General features: G+C 41.0%; 12 protein-coding genes, 1 tRNA gene, 1 pseudogene and 1 riboswitch. Of the genes and pseudogenes, 7 read left to right on the forward strand and 7 right to left on the reverse strand.

Features of this window, described 5'->3' with window-relative positions:
* The first annotated feature begins 100 nt into the window (after nucleotides 1-100).
* The 3 genes from FXW34_RS08000 (at nucleotide 101) to FXW34_RS08010 (ending at nucleotide 1043) form a co-directional block, all read left to right on the forward strand.
* Nucleotides 101-174, forward strand: a tRNA-Arg gene (locus tag FXW34_RS08000).
* A 144-nt stretch (nucleotides 175-318) separates the two neighbouring features.
* Nucleotides 319-765, forward strand: coding sequence for a hypothetical protein (locus FXW34_RS08005; RefSeq protein WP_147533453.1), 447 nt, complete (start codon nucleotides 319-321; stop codon nucleotides 763-765).
* A complete protein-coding gene (locus tag FXW34_RS08010; RefSeq protein ID WP_147533454.1) occupies nucleotides 753-1043 on the forward strand; it encodes a YxcD family protein in 291 nt (96 codons plus the stop codon). The genes FXW34_RS08005 and FXW34_RS08010 overlap by 13 nt, the downstream gene beginning before the upstream one ends.
* A gap of 86 nt (nucleotides 1044-1129) precedes the next feature.
* Here the strand turns inward: FXW34_RS08010 and FXW34_RS08015 are convergent, their stop codons facing one another.
* Nucleotides 1130-1891 carry an SDR family NAD(P)-dependent oxidoreductase gene (locus FXW34_RS08015; protein ID WP_147533455.1) on the reverse strand — a complete coding sequence of 254 codons (762 nt, stop codon included), beginning with the start codon at nucleotides 1889-1891 and terminating at the stop codon, nucleotides 1130-1132.
* A 436-nt stretch (nucleotides 1892-2327) separates the two neighbouring features.
* On the opposite strand from FXW34_RS08015, the gene FXW34_RS08020 reads away from it, so the two are divergent.
* The 4 genes from FXW34_RS08020 to FXW34_RS08035 all read left to right on the forward strand — a co-directional run bounded on the left by FXW34_RS08020 (nucleotide 2328) and on the right by FXW34_RS08035 (nucleotide 7268).
* Complete coding sequence (locus tag FXW34_RS08020; protein ID WP_147533456.1) at nucleotides 2328-5363, forward strand: efflux RND transporter permease subunit; 3036 nt, start codon at nucleotides 2328-2330, stop codon at nucleotides 5361-5363.
* 180 nt (nucleotides 5364-5543) lie between these two features.
* Complete coding sequence (locus FXW34_RS08025) at nucleotides 5544-5846, forward strand: DUF5634 family protein (RefSeq protein ID WP_147533457.1); 303 nt, start codon at nucleotides 5544-5546, stop codon at nucleotides 5844-5846.
* Between the two features lie 195 nt (nucleotides 5847-6041).
* Entirely contained in the window at nucleotides 6042-6536 is a 495-nt protein-coding gene (locus FXW34_RS08030; protein WP_147533458.1) for a L,D-transpeptidase family protein, read from the forward strand.
* 90 nt (nucleotides 6537-6626) lie between these two features.
* Nucleotides 6627-7268 carry a DUF998 domain-containing protein gene (locus tag FXW34_RS08035; RefSeq protein ID WP_147533459.1) on the forward strand — a complete coding sequence of 214 codons (642 nt, stop codon included), beginning with the start codon at nucleotides 6627-6629 and terminating at the stop codon, nucleotides 7266-7268.
* Nucleotides 7269-7443: 175 nt separating this feature from the next.
* Here the strand turns inward: FXW34_RS08035 and FXW34_RS08040 are convergent.
* The 6 genes and pseudogenes from FXW34_RS08040 to FXW34_RS08065 form a co-directional block, all read right to left on the reverse strand.
* Nucleotides 7444-8492: pseudogene (locus FXW34_RS08040) on the reverse strand (LLM class flavin-dependent oxidoreductase).
* A gap of 144 nt (nucleotides 8493-8636) precedes the next feature.
* On the reverse strand, nucleotides 8637-10112 hold the full coding sequence (locus FXW34_RS08045) for a protein adenylyltransferase SelO (RefSeq protein WP_147533460.1): 1476 nt from the start codon (nucleotides 10110-10112) through the stop codon (nucleotides 8637-8639).
* A gap of 1091 nt (nucleotides 10113-11203) precedes the next feature.
* On the reverse strand, nucleotides 11204-13588 hold the full coding sequence (locus FXW34_RS08050; RefSeq protein WP_147533461.1) for a polyprenyl synthetase family protein: 2385 nt from the start codon (nucleotides 13586-13588) through the stop codon (nucleotides 11204-11206).
* An 879-nt stretch (nucleotides 13589-14467) separates the two neighbouring features.
* The gene (locus FXW34_RS08055; protein ID WP_147533462.1) at nucleotides 14468-15205 is read right to left on the reverse strand and encodes an amino acid ABC transporter ATP-binding protein; all 738 of its coding nucleotides are present in this window, start codon (nucleotides 15203-15205) and stop codon (nucleotides 14468-14470) included.
* An 18-nt stretch (nucleotides 15206-15223) separates the two neighbouring features.
* Nucleotides 15224-16003 carry an amino acid ABC transporter permease gene (locus tag FXW34_RS08060; RefSeq protein WP_147533463.1) on the reverse strand — a complete coding sequence of 260 codons (780 nt, stop codon included), beginning with the start codon at nucleotides 16001-16003 and terminating at the stop codon, nucleotides 15224-15226.
* Between the two features lie 61 nt (nucleotides 16004-16064).
* Entirely contained in the window at nucleotides 16065-16913 is an 849-nt protein-coding gene (locus FXW34_RS08065; protein ID WP_147533464.1) for a transporter substrate-binding domain-containing protein, read from the reverse strand.
* Nucleotides 16914-17065: 152 nt separating this feature from the next.
* A riboswitch (Lysine riboswitch) is annotated at nucleotides 17066-17247 on the reverse strand.
* Between the last annotated feature and the right edge of the window lie 64 nt (nucleotides 17248-17311).

The raw sequence follows: 17311 nt of genomic DNA on the forward strand, positions 1-17311 counted from the left end.
CAAATCAAGCGCTTTGCATACAAATTGGTTATATTTTTTCAAAACACGATCGATTCATTATTTTGACCATCTGCTCCAAAAGTCTTATAATAAAATTTATGTCCCAGTAGCTCAGCAGGATAGAGCAACAGTTTCCTAAACTGTAGGTCGGAGGTTCGAATCCTCTCTGGGACGTTTTCATTTTTTTGCAAAAAAATGAAACCTTTATTGTTCCAAAACGTAAATACATTGCAAACCTAGTTTTGAAGGTGAATCTTACTAGATTACTAGTAGACAACTTTCAATTATTTTTATTAAAAAGCATGGAGGGAATATTCATTGAAAAAATTTCTAGCAGCCGTTCTGACAGCAGCGTTAATCTTCTCACCTGTCGGAAACATCGTTTTCCAAGATCAAACAACAACAGTCGAGGCAAAAGGCTATAAATCAGGAAAGAGAAGCTTTAACACAAACAACAGTACAACTAAAAATAACAATTCTTTATTTCAAAATAAAAAGCAAGACACGAACACAAACAGCACAAAATCAACAACTTCTAGTGCGAAGAAGTTTAAACCAAGCGGACTGATGAAAGGGCTTATGCTCGGTGGACTCGCTGGTTTGTTATTTGGTAGCTTATTTGGTGGCATGGGCTTGCTTGGCTCTATTCTTGGTCTGATGGTTAACGTATTTGCGATTATTATTCTCTTTAGTATTATCCGTAAAATCTACACAATGATTAAGGATAAGAAGAAAAAAGAGGCTGCTAATCAATGGAGAAATTAGTCATTTTTGAGCAGGATATCATCAATGCATTATGCGTTTATGTATCCCGCAAAAAACAAGTAAAGCCTGAAGAAGTTGAAGTGGAATTAATGTTTGACGATGATTACGGCTTTTCTGCTGAGGCGTGGGTAGACGGACGCGAGCAAATCCTAATTGCCGCAAATATCATCGAGGCTTTACGTTTGTGGCTTGATGAATATTTAAACCGCGACCCATTCGCAGGAATTGAACTCGTATTAGATGACGAAGAAGGTATTATCGCATACGTTAACGGTTAAAAAACAAAAGCAGAAGCCCCCTAGGCGCTGGAGCTGAACGAATATAAACAAACTCATCCTTTTGCCCGAGGATGAGTTTTTATTTATCAAAAATTCATTTTCGATTGGCCGCCATCAACGTTGATACTAGCACCAACCACCCATGATGCTTTCGGTGATGCTAAAAAGGTAACGACATGGGCGACCTCCTCGGCTGTCCCAAACCGACCAGCTGGAATTTGGTTTTTAACAAATTGACCAATTCCCTCAGGATCTGCCTCAAGACGCCGTTTCCAGTTACCTGTATCATGAAGAATGCTCCCTGGCGCGACGCTATTAACGCGAATTCCAAAAGGAATCATCTCATCAGCAAACGATTTTGTAAAACTGATTAACGCAGCTTTGGAATTATTGTAGGTCACCTTTCCACCGCTTTCTCGACCAAAAATCGAAGTGATATTAATAATCGCGCCACTCATTGCGTCCTTCATCACCTCTGCTGCTAATTTACTCATGTGGACAGCCGAGAAATAATTCAGCTCCATTGCTTCATAAAACAACTCCATTGCCGTTTCAGCCCCATTACCGCCATTACTGCCACCCGCATTATTAATAAGCACATCAATTGTTCCTTTTTCACTTATATAATTAGCCATCAGCTTTTCACGCTCAACCGCTCTAGTTAAATCCGCTTGAAAAATGGAAACATTCCCACCCATTTCGATCCGAGTGTCCTCCAAAGCCTTCAGGTCACGCGCAACAATTGAAACATTAGCCCCCTCTCGAACAAATTCCGCTGCGATTGCTTTACCAATCCCTTTTGAACCACCTGTGATTAAAATGTTTTTCCCATGTAATTGTAAATCCATAAAAACACTCCCAAAAAATCAAATATGAGGTCATATATAAAAATCATGATAATTGCACTCTTATTATATCGTTCTGAGAAAAACGAACAAATTAATTCAATTTTAAAATAAACAAGTATCAACGATAAAGTAGCCATGGCACGATTTCCAACTACGTCTCAAGTCTTAGAGAAAATTCAGTCTCTACAAATTTAGAAAATTATGTAATATTTGGTACACGAAATAAATAAATGTAAAAGGTGCTCAGTGAGACAAAACCTAAGAGCGCCAAACAACAAGATATACACCTTGACCAAATATCTTTTCAGAAAGGAATGATGTCATAAGCTAGCTATGATGTAAATTTATATGTAAAATTTTGTAAATTAAGTCAAATTATCACTGTACCCGTGATATTATTTAGTACAACTATACCTTTCAAGGAGGCGATGATTACGTGTCTTTACTCACCAAATGGTCCTTTAAAAACAAATCCGCAATAACTTTAATGACGCTCTTAATTCTCATAGTGGGAGTGATCAGTTATTTCAGGTTACCAATGGAGTTTCTTCCATCTGCTGATAACCCACAAGTAACGATTATCTCAATGGGGCAAGGAACAGATTCAAAAACGATGGAATCAGAAGTAACCGTGCCAATCGAAAATGCTGTTACCGGAATTAAAGGAAAAAAATCCACCTATTCAACAACTGGAGATGGATTTTCAAAAGTTGATATCTTCTTTGAGGCTGGCTCCGATATGAAGCAAGCCAAGCAGGATGTACAAGAGGCGCTAGGCAAAGTGAATCTGCCTCCATACATAGCCAAACCAATCGTATCTCAGCTGAATACCTCGATGATTCCGATATCCAACATCGCTGTTACGTTTGAAGATGGAATCACTCCTGAAAACATTGAATTTTTCAAAGAAAAGATCCAGCCTTTATATAAAGACATTGATGGCGTAGCACAGGTTGAGCTTTATGGAGCAGATGCCTCAGCCATTTCTGTAAAAATCGATAATAATAAAATGGCTGAAAAGCAAGTTTCACTGCAAGACGTCATGGCAATTCTTCAGGGACAGAATACTGCTATCGCTATCGGCGAGAAAATTATCGATGGTAAAACAAGCAATATTAAGGTAATTGGTGATTTGAACAGTCTCGAAAAATTAAAAAGTCTCCCAGTAACAGCAAATGTTACACTTGCAGATATCGCAAAAATCGAAGAAAAGAAAAGTAGCAATTATGTCAGTCGTTTTAACGGGAAAGATGCCCTAGATATCTCGATTACAAAAGATAGCAATTCAAATGCGGTCGCCATTAGCAAAGAAATTGAACAGGTAACAAAAGAAATTAATAAGAAATATGACGAGCAGGAATCAACGATTTATGTAGCTTCAGCTGATATGGTCGAGACCTCAGTACACACGATGATTAAAGAAGTGTTGCTAGGAGCTTTATTTGCAACAATTGTTATCATGATTTTCTTACGGAATATTCGAACGACCTTCATAACGATTGTTTCGATTCCACTATCACTTTGCTTCACCCTAATCTTATTATCATGGTCTGGAGTCACGTTAAACATCCTAACACTCGGTGGCGTTGCTGTAGCTGTTGGACGTTTAGTTGATGACAGTATTGTTGTTATTGAAAATATTTACCGCCGCATGCAAACTGAGAAATTCTCTGTCGGAATGGTAATTGAGGCAACAAAACAGGTAGGAGTAGCCATTACCGCATCCACATTAACAACGGTTGCCGTATTCTTGCCAATGAGTCTATTAAATGGTGGTCTACAAGAGTTCTTGTTACCTTTTGCACTTACCGTTACTTATTCCTTGCTTGCTTCACTATTAGTTGCTTTGACAGTGGTTCCATTAATGAGTGCCGGACTAATGAAAAATACAAAAATGCCAGAGCACAAGCCTGCTGTTCGCTTTCCGAAGCTTGTTACATGGTCATTGAATCATAAGTGGGCTGTCTTTACGATTTCAATACTATTATTCGCCGGTTCCATTGGTGCTTATTTTACAATACCTAAGGGCGCCGTTGACAACTCATCAGCTGACTATGTATACGCAACATTAAGCTATCCAAATGAAACACCGTTTGAGGAAGTAACACAAAAAACATTACAATTTGAAAAAACAATTAAAGAGTTGGATGAAGTAAAGGATATCTATACACAATTAGGTTCATCAGCTGATTCTGCTCAATATGGCTGGATTGGTTCCCCAACCGAAGCATCCTTTAGTATTTTATTAAAGGATAAAGATGATACCGACAAGGTGCTGGAGGAGCTTGAAAAGGAAAAGGATCAATATCCAGGTGCTGCTTTAGAGGTTGCTTCCGCATCATTTATGATGGGTGGGGGCGGAGCCAATATTACGATCGATGTGATTGGAGAAAATCAAGCTGCACTTGAAAAGGTTGCCAACACAGTTAAAGAAAAAATAACCGATATAAAGGGCATTGAGAAGGTAACAACAAACCAAGATGAGAAGAAAACGGTTTACTCTTTAAAAGTAGATCCTACTAAAGGAAATACCGAGCAAATCGCCGGACAGCTTGGTGTTATGCTTAACACCACTCCACTTGGCACAATTAACGTAAATGGAAATCAAACAGCAGTTGTCTTGGAGCCACTTCTTGATACAAATACACCAGATGACCTTAGAAATATTCCAATCATGACTGAAACAGGTATGACACCAGTTTCTGAAATAGCCACCTTACAAAGCGAAGAAAGCTCAACCAATCAATTCCATAAGGACGGCGAAACATATCTGCAAGTTACAGCGGCAGTTGACCCTGCCAAACTATCGGAAATCTCAACAAAGATCAATTTAGAAATTTTCGGAGATATGAAAGATAAAAAAGGAATTGACCTCCCGGACGACGTCGAAGTAATCGTCGGTGGTGCGAGTGCGCAACAAGCTGATGATTTCACTGATCTATTTATTATCATGCTTGTTTCGATTGGGATTGTCTTCTTAATCATGGTCATCACCTTTAAATCAATTAAAACACCAATTGCTATTTTGTTCTCACTTCCGCTTGCAGCAATTGGGGCAGTGCTAGGAATCATCGTCAGCAGAATCTCTGTGGACATTACCGCCCTATTAGGTGCGTTAATGTTAATTGGAATTGTTGTGACTAACGCCATTGTTTTACTTGATCGCGTGAAGCAAAACGAACAAACCATGACCATTCGCGATTCACTTATCGAAGCAACATCCACACGAATGAGACCAATTCTGATGACTGCAGTAGCAACCATCTGCGCCATGCTTCCATTGCTGTTTAAACAGGCGGCAGCCGGAAGCCTAGTTTCACAAAGCTTAGCAGTTGTCGTAATTGGCGGCTTAGCGATGGCAACGCTATTAACACTAATAGTTATTCCTTGTATTTATGAAATGCTTTATTTTAAAAAATCACGAAAACAGCGTTTAGCCCAAACTTCATCAGAGGAAACTGTTTCATTATAGCTAAAGCTGAAAAAAGAGTAACGAGGGACGTATCACTTTTCTCGTTACTCTTTTCTAATTGGACACTTATTATTCTTTGCTTAGTATAGTCTTTGCTTTGCCCTCCGATTTCATAGCGATTATTTTTATGAAAAATAGCCATATTAATGGGTATGATTGAATACTTGAGGAGTGAAGTGGATGCAATTTCTATCGAGGGAAGAAATTATCACCGATTTGCAGCAATCCTTCCAAACTTACATTAATAAGTTCGGATTAGATGACATTGGAATATATGAGGAGGAGGGACCTGGTAATCAGTATTTTATTGGATTTACAGCCAAAAAGGCAGGCAGAACTTATCACATTCATGCTCCCTTTTTAAAAAATCATAACGGTGAATTGGCACCTGCTCAGGCTGACTGGACTATTGAAACAGATGAACCTGAGGGCGAAGATTATCACGGTTTTCACGATCCTGAAAGTGCTTTAAGCGAAATATAAAAAGGATAAAGGGAAATGTTGAAATCATACATTTCCTTTTATCCTTTTTTCATTATTGTGGACCACCGTTTATGGAAACAAACTCTTGCCCTTCGATTGGGATTTCAAAACATTGACCTAATTATAGCTTTGCACCTTCTCTTGTTGATTTTTATAAAATGAACATATCAAATAAAATCAATGGAGGTGTTTTCATTGATTCATATAGTTAAGACAGGTGAAACACTTTATCAGATCTCAAGAGATTACCGGACACCGCTGTCTGAAATAATAAGAGCCAATCCTTCAATAAATCCAAATTCCCTCTACCCTGGTCAGCAAATTGAGATTCCAGGCTTCCCACCAATAAACTCTATCCCATATCGAATTGAAGTTTCCGTTAATCAACGATGGCTTAAATTATTTAGGAATGGCGTGCTACAAAAACAATATCCTATAGCGGTCGGGCGAATGCTCCATAACACTCCGACAGGGAATTTTATCATCGTAAATAGAGCCCCAAATCCAGGTGGACCTTACGGAACAATGTGGCTAAGTTTATCAAAAGAAAGCTACGGAATTCACGGAACCAATGATCCAAGTTCAATTGGCAAGGCTGTTTCGAAGGGATGTATCCGTATGTATAACAAAGATGTTGAGGAATTGGCTTCAATTGTTCCGAATGGTACGCCTGTTGTGATACATCCATAATCCTTTTGGTTTCAATTGGAAACACGAGGTTAATGAATCGAATCGAGAATATCCGGGAAAGGTAAGATAAAAACGGTCTGGGTGGTATTAATGAAATCCAGCACTTTAGCTCCCGCTATTTTTATTTGCGGAATCTTAAGTCCAATATTCTTTGTAACTGTGTTTTTAATTGATGGAGCAACTCGACCAGACTATGATCCATACTATCATTGGATTAGTCATTTGAGCCTGGGTGAACGAGGCTGGATTGGAATTGTTAATCTAATTGTTATGGGGATTAATATTACTTTTTTAGGAATCTTAGCAAGAAAATGCTTACGTGGTAAACGTACTAGTTGGGGACCAAGACTAATCTTATTACTAGGAATTGGATTATTATTATGTGGTGTCTTTGTCATTGACCCTATGTTGGATTATCCTCCAGAAACTCAGGCTCATCTCTCATTAATAGGCATTTTTCATTTCATTAGCAGCTTTGTGATGTTTGAGGCGTTAATCGCTACCTGTTTTGTGATGGCTTTTCGGTTTTCCAAGTGGTTTTCGGTTTATTCGATTATTTCTGGGTCTCTCATCCTTTTGAGTATTATAATATGTGTTGGTTTTGTGGTTTTGGACTTTACTGAGACTTTTGTTGGCGGACCTGGTGGCTTATTCGAGAGGATTTCAATGGTAATTGGCTGTTTGTGGATTGTGGTATTTTCGTCTTTATTAATAAGGCGGATTCGTGATTAACATTTTTTTAGAATATAAGGGACAATTCAGGGGAATTTTCGAGATGTTTTGTCCGTATGAAGCTTTTATAAGGACACTTCTGCTTTATTTTTAAAGAAAAGTGTCCTTATGAATCCACAGGGACACTTTTCCGGATTTTTACAGGGAGATTGTCCCTATGAATTAACCCCTTCAATCATTGCTCAGCTTCCCATTTCCCCACTTCTTCCCTGACAATTGGGGCTACCTCGGTTCCTAATAGTTCAATCGCCCGCATGACTTCCGCATGAGGCATTGATCCGACTGGCACGTGAAGCATAAATCTTGTGATCCCCACTTCCTTGCGAAGATGGATGATTTTTGCTGCAACGGTTTGCGGATCACCTACATATAAAGCACCATCAAAACTGCGCGCTGCATCAAAGCTCGATCGATCATAATGGCCCCAACCACGTTCCCGACCTAGCACATTCATAACATACTGAGTGGATGGGAAAAATTTATCAGCAGCCGTCTCATTATCTTCTGCGACAAAACCATGGGAATGTGACGCAACCTTTAATTTCGTAATATCATGTCCTGCCTTCTCCGCGGCACGATAATAAAGTTTAACCAAAGGAGCAAAGCGAACCGGACTGCCACCAATGATAGCCAATACCAACGGAAGTCCTAGCAATCCAGCCCTAACGACCGATTCACTGTTACCGCCACTGCCAATCCAAATTGGCAATGGATCTTGAACTGGCCGAGGATAAACACCCCGGTTATGAATCGGTGGACGGTGTCCGCCACGCCAGGAAACGACCTCAGACTCCTGTAGCTTCAACAATAGCTCTAGCTTTTCTTCAAATAGCTCATCATAATCCTTTAAATCATAGCAAACAACGGAAATGATTCGATAAAGGAGCCCCTTCCTGCCATTATTTCTGCTCTTCCATTTGAAATCCCATCAAGCGAGGCAAAATCCTGGAACACTCTGACAGGGTCCGCTGAAGACAACACGGTAACCGCACTAGTTAAGCGAATTCGTTGTGTTTGCGGTGCAGCTGCTGCGAGAACGATTGCTGGATTGGAAGCTGCAAAATCCTCACGATGATGCTCCCCAACACCGAAAATATCTAATCCCACTTTATCTGCCAAGATAATTTCTTCAACTACTTCACGCAAGCGCTCAGCATGACTGATGACCTTGCCTGTCTTAACATCAGGTGTTGTTTCTACGAACGTACTAATTCCAATTTCCAATGACCATTCCTCCTCAGTTTGTTGATTTTATACTCATAGCCATTCTTATTGCATAGTTCTATTTTAATATTTTTTAAAAAATAATAATTATAAAATGTTCATGCATAAAAAAGCACCTAAATTAAAAGGTGCTCACGGACATGATTAAGTACCACAAAACGTTTGATAAGGTCGTGCTGACGGTGCGGGCAATTGGCAATATTCATCATGATTGGCGATGTACTCATAAGGTCGAGTCAAAACATTCAACAGTTTCATCATCACATTGTAATCACCATTCGTTGCAGCCTCTAATGCCTCCTCAACTCGGTGGTTGCGAGGGATGACGACCGGATTTACGCTTCGCATCAACCGCTGTACATCCTGTTTTGATTCCTGTTGCTTCTCCAATCTCGTTTGCCATTGTTCATGCCATTTGCCAAAATCTGAACTGCCAAACATCGCTTCACTCTGCAGATTATAAGTTAACGAGCGAAACGTATTGGTAAAGTCGGCACGATGCTTTTTCATTAGGCTAAGGATGCCTTCAATTAGTGCCTCATCCCCAGTTTCTTCTCTATATAAGCCTAATTTTGCTCGCATACCCTTTGTCCAATTTTGACTAAATAGCTCATTGAACTTTGAAATCTCATCCTGTGCGATTTCCACCGCTTTATTTTCATCAGCATGTAATAACGGCAACAATGTTTCAGCAAACCTGGCGAGGTTCCATCCACCAATATATGGCTGATTCCCATAAGCGTATCGCCCATCACGGTCAATTGAACTAAACACAGTAGCAGGATCATAAATATCCATGAAAGCGCACGGTCCATAATCTATTGTTTCACCGCTTATTGTCATATTATCAGTGTTCATCACACCATGGATAAATCCAATCTGCATCCATTTGGCGATTAACTCCGCTTGGCGTTGAATAACCGTCTGAAGCAGGCGCCGATATCGGTTTGACTCCGATTCACCTTCAAGCTCTGGATAGTGACGCTGGATTGTATAATCCGCAAGTTTGCGTAGTTCATCTTCAGAGCACCAAGCCGCTGCATATTGAAAAGTGCCTACACGGATGTGACTCGCTGCAACCCGAGTTAATACGGCACCAGGTAAGATTGTTTCACGAATCACTTCCTCGCCGGTGGTAACGACCGCCAAACTACGGGTAGTCGGAATTCCGAGCGCATGCATCGCTTCACTTATGATGTATTCGCGAAGCATTGGACCTAGGACGGCGCGACCGTCACCCCCACGTGAGTAAGGTGTCCTTCCTGAGCCTTTCAACTGAATATCGTATCGTTTCCCCGAAGGCGAGATATGTTCGCCAAGTAAATGTGCCCGCCCGTCACCTAATCGTGTAAAATGGCCAAATTGGTGGCCAGCGTATGCTTGAGCAAGCGGAGCAGCACCTTCGGGAATGATGTTTCCAGCAAAAATTTCCGCTCCGACCTTTCCCTCCAACTCTTGTTGGTTTAATCCTAGTTCTGCTGCTAATGCATCGTTGAAAATCACCAGCTTTGGAGAAGCTACTTGTGTCGGATTAAGACTTGTATAAAATGTATTGGGGAGCTTGGCATAGCTGTTATCAAAGTTCCAGCCTTGCTCCACTACTAATTGCTTTTTGATCATACTATCCCCTTTTCGCCATTTGTCTTGATTGTAACAGGTTTTCACTATCAAAACCTTATTAACGAACTGAATCTCTGTAGCAATTTTAGTTTCTGTTTGAGCTTGCTTATTATTCCCTTAGGAAATATTTATAGATGCTGTTATTCAAACTTCTTTTATGTGACCGTTTTGTGTTTGGCGCTTTGGTTTGGGCACATAGAGAGCGGCTACGTGACCAGTCTGGGGTTTTTCGCTTCGATTTGGGCACGTAGAGAGCGGCTACGTGACCGGTCCGGGGTTTTTCGCTTCGTTTTGGGCACATAGAGAGCGGCTACGTGACCGGTCCGGGGTTTTTCGCTTCGATTTGGGCACATAGAGAGCGGCTACGTGACCATTTCGGTGTTTATCGCTTCGATTTGGGCACATAGAGAGCGGCTACGTGACCGGTCCGGGGTTTTTCACTTCGATTTGGGCACATAAAGAGCGGCTACGTGACCGGTCCGGGGTTTTTCGCTTCGATTTGGGTACATAGAGAGCGGCTACGTGACCGGTCCGGGGTTTTTCGCTTCGATTTGGGCACATAGAGAGCGGCTACGTGACCGGTTTGGTGTTTGGCGCTTCGGTTTGGGCACATAGAGAGCGGCTACGTGACCGGTCCGGGGTTTTTCGCTTCGATTTGGGCACATAGAGAGCGGCTACGTGACTGGTCCGGGGTTTTTCGCTTCGATTTGGGCACATAGAGAGCGGCTACGTGACCGGTCCGGGGTTTTTCACTTCGATTTGGGCACGTAGAGAGCGGCTATGTGACCGGTTTGTTGTTTGGCGACTCAATTTGGGCACGTAGAGCTTGGCTACGTGACCGTTTTTTTGTTTGGCGACTCAATTTGGGCACGTAGAGCTCGTTTACGTGACCTTTTCGAGGTTTGTCGCTACAGTTTGGGCACATAGAGCTCGGCTACGTGACCGTTCCGTCCTTTGATCGCTTCGACTTGAGCACAAAAAGCTAATAGATATGAACACAAAAAAAGCACCTAGAGAAACTCAATTTTCTCTAAGTGCACATGTTTAATGGACTGACGTAGCAAACCTCACCTGCCCCCCAAAAAATAACTCTAATGATCTCGATTCACAATGTAATTCATTAAATGCTTAAAAAACGTAGTATTTCTCGGCACACTCTCCAACGTTTCAATGGCTAAACAATAATGCTCCCACATAGCTTTTTTGGCATCATCCACACCGAGAATCGACACAAAAGTCGACTGATTGTTTGCCGCATCGTTACCTATAGGTTTCCCTAACTGACTGAGTTCCCCTTCAACATCGAGTAAATCATCCTTAATTTGAAAGGCGATTCCTGCGTGACGGGCAAAAGTTTTCAAAGCATTAAGCTCAGCCGACTCTACGCCTGCGAGAATAGCCGGCATGACTAATGAGGCCTCAAAGGCAATTCCGGTTTTATAAAAGCACATCTCATTCAGCTGATCAACCGTCAACCACTTCCCCTTTGAATAGAGGTCCATTGCTTGGCCACGACACATATCGCCTACAGTATGAGCAGAATAATGTATTAATTTCAGCACCGTTTCAGCGGCAAAGCCCTGCAGTTCGGCCTGCTCCTCAACAGCCTTTTGCGTTAAAAATAAACCTGTTAATTCAGCTATCGCCGTATTGTAAACTTTGTGAAGGGTTGGTCGCCCACGCCGAATTGAAGCATTATCCTGTGCTGGCAAATCATCAAAGACCAGTGACGCTGTATGCATGTACTCTAATGATTTCAATAGCGGAATGATGGCAGATTCATTTAGTCCATATTCCTCCACCCCGATTACCCAAGTCATGATCGGCCTTAACCGTTTCCCGTCACTCTCAAGACTATAATTTGCCGCATCGATAATTGGCTCCGCAAGCAAGGCATCAGCCCCATTTTGCTCGATTTTTAACAAATGATTAATCTGAGCTCGAACGGTCTTTATTTTATCAAAAAATTGCTCCTGCTCTGTACGCTCTCTTTGTAAAATCGTAATCATGTGGTCTCGGAGCAATTTGTCAAAGAAATCAATATCGACAGCCTTATTTACCATGGTTTGGACTAGCTTGCGAAAGCTTGGGCTTCCCGAGAAAAATAGCTCCATCACTTCCTGATACTTCTCGGTTCCATTCCGTTCTTTAAACCGCTTCAATCCATTGATTGCCCGAGCTAAAATAACCTCACGAACCTTGGAATCTGATTGGTAAACATGGTGGATTAAATAGGAGATAACGGTCCAATATAATTCATATGGATTGATTAAATCGGAGCGGGTTTCATGATGTGTAATATAGTAGGTAAATGGTGTAACAGCTCCGGCCTCCAGGTCATTAAACATATCCGTGAAATCATCAGCAAGTTGATTATATATTCCATACGCAAAGGTTCGCTGCTCAAACCCCTTATCCTCTGGGGCACTTAGTACAGAACGAGCAATTAATCTAGACGCTGACGATTTTAATATGATTGGTACATACAGCTCTTCATCGCTATAGTTCGGATTAGCTAAATTCTTGTTGCGATCAAATTCCTGAGCTTGAAAGAACACATAGGCTTGTTCGAAAAATGAATCCAATTGAACTTCTTGCAGATGAGATTTTATATATTCAAAAGCTTGCTGCAGCTCACGATGGATAAAGCCAAGTAAGTCTGCATTTAAGCCTGGCCAGTCAGCCAATGCAGGCACAATACGCGTTGTTAAAGCCGAACGAATCATCGCAGAGTACTGTGGCTTTTCATCATTTGTTAATACTTGGGAATCTAATAGGTCATCTATGAAGGGGTAGGTCAAACCATAGCAATATCCAAGCCGAACCGCCTCATCAAGCTTTCTTGCCCGCTGTTCTGGCGTTAATTGAGGGTCCATTTCTTCAACGGCATGAATGTAAACACCGCCAATGATTTTTATCAACTTCCGCTGTGCATGGACGGGATCCAATCCCTCGGGAATTTGCATAGATACCGTCTTTAATTTACCCATTAACCAATTAAAGGATAATTCAACGCCGTCCTGTTGTGCTTTCCGGTACATGGACACCATGCTGAAGGGTTCTTTTAGGATGCGATTTTCTTTATTTTGAGGTTGTGTCAGTTGCTTCTTCAAATATGCTGCTACCTGACTGACGCGTGCTTGGGTTTCAGGTGAATTCAATTCCTTCCCAAGGTCTCGCATAAATAAGTAAGCTATACTTCGTTCTAGATAGCTATCCAATTTCCCCCGATAATTAAGCCACTGTATATAAAGCTGATAATCATCAGAATTTGCTTCCCCTATCCCTTTTGATAATAAGGACATTAAAGGAATTTTTTGGAGATGGCTGTGTTTCCATGAGTGGATATCTTTTGTTAAGGTCTGAATATAGGATTTTTGCATAACCTGTTCCTTCAGACATTGGAAATAATGAGCAGCCTTCTGCTCTGCGACTATATAGCTTGTTTCATTTTTTATCATTAACTCCTCTTTCATAAGAAATCCCTCATTGTTTCGTTTTCTCGTCTTTATACTATTACGTATTCCTAAGCTTCTATTATATTACATTTTTATGAAAAGATATGTAGGGCGCAAGGTGTAAGTAAACTCTAGAAACCTTCTCTAAAAGACACTTTTTGCTTATCCTCATAGTGCATTGTCCCATACTGCAACTCTATAAGACACTTAGTGAAATTTTTCATAGTGTTTTGGCTCATAAGGCATCTCTATGGGACAATTCTAGTCAATTTCCCTTTCCTTTTGGCTCATAAGGCATCTCTATGGGACACTTCTAGCCAATTTCCCTTTCCTCTTGGCTCATAAGGCAACTCTATGGGACACTTCCAACCAATTTCCCTTTCGTTTTGGCTCATAGGGCAACTCTATGGGACACTTCCAACCAATTTCCCTTTCGTTTTGGCTCATAGAGCATCTCTATGGGACACTTCCAACCAATTTCCCTTTCGTTTTGGCTCATAGGGCATCTCTACGGGACACTTCTAGCTAATTTTCCTTTCGTTTTGGCTCATAAAGACTCTCTATGGGACGATTCCAGCCAATTTCCCTTTCGTTTTGGCACATAGAGTATCTCTATGGGACACTTCCAACCAATTTCCCTTTCGTTTTGGCTCATAGGGCAACTCTATGGGACGATTCTAGTCAATTTTCCTTTCGTTTTGGCTCATAAAGACTCTCTATGGGACGATTCCAGCCAATTTCCCTTTCGTTTTGGCACATAGAGTATCTCTATGGGACACTTCTAGCTAATTTCTTCTTGTTTTTGTTCCATAGCGACCTCTACCGGGTCATCCGCCCTCACACCCATCGTAAAAAAAAGAGTTACCCATTTTAATGGATAACCCCCTTGGTAAACTTCTATGCTTTTAATGTCCGCTTCAAAAACTCTCTTGTCCGTTCCTCAGTAGGGTTGTTAAAAATCTGTTCTGGAGGACCTTCTTCGGCAATGACACCTTTGTCCATGAACACGACACGGTCTGAGACTTCACGGGCAAATTCCATTTCATGGGTAACGATGAGCATCGTTAAGCCCGATTGAGCTAAGTCCTTCATAACCTTTAGAACCTCTCCGACCATTTCCGGATCAAGCGCTGAGGTCGGTTCATCAAATAGCATGACATCAGGCTCCATCGACAAAGCTCTAGCTATTGCCACCCGCTGCTTTTGTCCACCCGATAACTGCTTCGGCTTAGCGTTAACAAATCGCTCCATTCCCACCAATGTTAAATATTTCATTGCCACTTTTTCGGCATCCTGCTTCGAGCGCTTCAATACTTTTATTTGTCCAACGACACAATTATTTAAGACATTGTGGTTATTAAAAAGATTAAAGTGCTGGAACACCATTCCTAGATTTTTACGGTATTCGTAAACATCATGCTTATCGTCTAAAATATCTTCCCCATGATATATAATTTGACCGCCACTTGGCTTTTCAAGGAGATTGACACAACGGAGTAAGGTTGATTTTCCTGAACCAGATGAACCGATGATACAAACCACTTCGCCCTTATTTACGGAGAAATTTATATCCTTTAATACTTCATGCGAACCAAATGCCTTGTTCAAATGCTGAATCTCAATTACTTTTTCCAACTCGCAATCCCTCCTTTACTATCGGTTTCCATTATGATTTTGCGCACGCCGCGCCATATCCTCAGGCGTTTCCACTTGCATTTGATTCGCCATCAAAATATAATCCTCAGGACCATCAATCTTTCTTTCAATCCATCGTAAAATTCTCGTAACTGTGAAGGTCATGACAAAATACAGCACACACGCCACAAAGAACGATTCAAAATATCTAAAATTGTTCCCAGCAATCGATTTCGTTTGGAAGAATAATTCAGAAACAGAAATCACGTTAAGAACTGACGTATCTTTAATGTTAATAACAAATTCATTCCCAGTTGCCGGTAAAATATTTCTAATAACCTGCGGAAGTACGACGTTATACATCGTTTGAAAGTGAGTCATTCCAATCGCTTGGGCAGCTTCAAATTGTCCCTTATCGATTGAGACAATCCCACCACGAACAATTTCTGACATGTAAGCCCCCGTGTTAATAGAAACAATGAACACCGCTGCATATAAACGATCCATATCAACCCCAAACGCTAACGCCGAACCATAATAAATGACCATTGCTTGAACGATCATTGGTGTACCCCGGAAAAATTCAATATAAATAGATAAAATAGCATTAACCACTTTTAACAGGATTTTCTTCGGTCCACGTTCAGGGCTTGGAATCGTACGAATCATTCCAATCAATAAACCAATTAGCGATCCGATAATCGTTCCAATTATCGAAATTAACAATGTAACACCAGCACCGCGTAAAAACATTGGCCAGTTTTCCGAGACAATTTGTACTACCCACTCAAAGCTCATTTTTTCCTCCTATAATTACGAAACCGAATGCGTTCTTTTGCACCCGGTTTCGCTCGTATTATTATTTAGCTGCTGGTTGATTTTTAATAGCATTGTCCATGATTTCTTGGCGTTCTTCTTCTGAAATCCCTGCCAGAATCTCATTAATCTTCTTCGTTAAATCGCTGTTTTTAGCAATTCCTACGGCGATTGCAGTATCATCATCAGAGGTTTCAAAGCCATCTTCAAATTCAACCATGACAAAGTTATCATTTGCAGAGGATGCACTTACTCCTTCTGGTCGCTCTGACACATATCCATCAATTACTCCAGACTCAAGCGCCACACGCATTGCTGGGAAGTTATCCATTGCCGGTTGTTTTTGGACACCAGTAATTTGACCAATTACTGAGTAGTGGAAGGTATTCAATTGTGCAGTGATTTTTGCGCCATTAAAATCAGCTAACTTTTTAGCATTTTCATATTTTCCGCCCTTTTTAACAACCATCACCAAATCGGATTTATAGTAGTTATCAGTGAAATCGATTGTCTTTTTACGTTCTGCAGTTGGTGACATACCCGCAATAATCGCGTCAATTTTTCCAGAAGTTAGAGCCGGAACAAGTCCATCCCATTCTGTTTTGACGATGACTAATTCTTTGCCTAAACCTTCAGCAATTCTCTTGGCGATTTCAACATCGTAGCCACCTGCATATTCCGCTGCTCCATCAATTTTCACGCCACCGTTTTTATCTCCATTTTGTGTCCAGTTGAATGGAGCATAGCCAGCTTCTAAACCAACCTTGAAGGTATTATCATCTTTTCCGCTTGATTCTTTAGAATCATTTGCGTTACCACTGTCTCCGCACCCAGTTAGTAGCAGCATCCCTGCAAGTACTACTGTTAAAAATAATACTAGTCTTCTTTTCATCATAAATTCCCCCATTTAAATAGATTAATAGTATTTCAATGTAATTCATTTGATTGCCTACATTTTATTTTTTGTAACAAAAAAGGACCTGAGATGAACTCAGGTCCTTGTAGACAATAGTCAGTAGGCCAAGAATCCCTCAACAATCCCTTTTAGGAGATAGCACACCTCAACAAACCGGGCAGTTTATTGAGACAGTCCTACAGTTCTTAACTGCAGGCCCAGCAAGCAATACTGAGAATATTACAAGCTTCGGCGACATTTCCTTCTCCGTAGTATCGTCGCTCCTCAAGCTCCACTACAGACTGTTAAATACCGCGCCTCTACCTCACAAGAAAAAGTGAGGTCATATTCAATTGATATTATTAATATTTTAGAATAACAAGATATATCTGTCA

It is taken from the genome of Bacillus marasmi (assembly GCF_902168435.1).
GTDB lineage: Bacteria > Bacillota > Bacilli > Bacillales > Cytobacillaceae > Bacillus_BU > Bacillus_BU marasmi.